Origin of the sequence: Bacillus sp. JJ1521 (assembly GCF_036965165.1) — a bacterium.
Lineage (GTDB): Bacteria > Bacillota > Bacilli > Bacillales > Bacillaceae_L > Ferdinandcohnia.
Genome location: NZ_JBALOX010000111.1, coordinates 15,738 through 17,217, shown reverse-complemented (window position 1 = coordinate 17,217; position 1,480 = coordinate 15,738). Strand labels below are relative to the sequence as shown.

The 1,480-nt window shown below is 40.9% G+C and carries 2 protein-coding genes; both read right to left on the bottom strand.

Annotated features, from left to right (window positions below):
* A partial coding sequence (gene thiE, locus V7147_RS15660; protein ID WP_335368769.1) for a thiamine phosphate synthase occupies nucleotides 1–587 on the bottom strand: 587 nt, incomplete at its 3' end.
* Nucleotides 574–1,398 (bottom strand): hydroxyethylthiazole kinase, encoded by an 825-nt coding sequence (gene thiM, locus V7147_RS15655; RefSeq protein WP_335368768.1) that lies wholly within the window; start codon nucleotides 1,396–1,398, stop codon nucleotides 574–576. The genes thiM and thiE, both read right to left, overlap by 14 nt.
* Between the last annotated feature and the right edge of the window lie 82 nt (nucleotides 1,399–1,480).

Genomic DNA, 1,480 nt, shown 5'->3' with positions numbered 1-1,480 from the left:
ATATCGCCTTGGGCAAAGATTGCAGATACTACAGCAACACCATCTACCCCACTGCCACTCAATTCCATTATATTCGTTTTATTAATTCCTCCGATTGCTACAATTGGAATCGATACACTGTTACAAATTTCTTGGACGGTTTCAAATGTCATTGGTTTTGCATCTGACTTTGTGCCCGTAGGAAATACAGAACCAATCCCGAGATAATCAGCACCCGCCTTTTCAGCAGCAATGGCTTGTTCTAGATTTTGAGCTGATACACCGAGAATTTTATCTGGTCCAATTAACTCACGGACTTTTTCAACTGGCATATCCTCTTGCCCAACATGCACACCATCGGCATCACAAGCTAACGCAATTTCAACATTGTCGTTAATAACAAATGGAACATTGTAGGATGCGGTTAGCCTTTTAAGTTCAATCGCTTCCTGTAAAAATTCATCATAGCCAAGTTTTTTTTCTCTAAGCTGTAAAAAGGTAATTCCACCCTTTAGTGAAGCCTCTACTTGCTCAACTAAAGTCTGGCTGCCTGTCCAAGCACGATCAGTTACTGCGTATAACAACATAGCATTATTATCGATTTTCAATTTTCATCCCGCCTTGAAGTAATGTAAAGTCTAGTTTGCTCATCCAATCAATCAAATACGTTCGAAATGATGACGTTCCACCATTTAATTCTTCTACCTTTTGATAAGCTAGTTCTCCGCAATATCCCATTGCACTCACAGCAGCAGCCGTGCTTTCTAAAATTTCCTGAGGATTGGCTCCACAATATGCAGCTACAACCGATGAAAGCATACAACCTGTCCCGGTTATTTTTGACATCATTGGATGTCCATTTCTGATTGCAAATGCTTCTTCAGTATTTGCAACGATATCAATGGCTCCTGTGATTGCAATAATGGCACCTGTTTGTTTGCTTACCTTTTTCGCAAATTGAACCATTTCATTGATATTTCCTTCATTGATGACATCTTCTGCTGCAGCATCAACACCTTTTGTATTGCCACTGCCAGCATGTACGGTTTTTATCTCAGATAGATTACCTCGAATGACCGCGAACTGAACCTCTTCTAATAGACGATAGACAGTGTTGGTTCGTAAGCTTGATGCACCCGCCCCAACCGGGTCTAAAACAACGGGACGCCCCAATCTATTGGCTGCTTTTCCCGCCAAAATCATCGAATCTATCGTTCTCTCATTTAATGTTCCAATATTAATCACAAGCGCACTACAAATGCTTGTAATCTCCTCCACTTCCTTCGGGTCGTCCGCCATTATTGGTGACCCTCCACAAGCAAGTACCATATTTGCAACATCATTAACCGTCACATAGTTTGTAATATTATGTACAAGTGGTGTTTTTTCCCTAACATTTGCGATGATTTGCTCAAACATAATTTCTCCTCCTAAATAATCAAATGTGCCTTGGCGTATTTGTGCCCAGATGTTAGGTCCACAGGAAGTGGGTCATAAAGAC

What these genes read in the sequence shown, in the direction of transcription:
- thiM (WP_335368768.1), bottom strand. Translation starts at nt 1,398, where the DNA reads ATGTTTGAGCAAATCATCGCAAATGTTAGGGAAAAAACACCACTTGTA.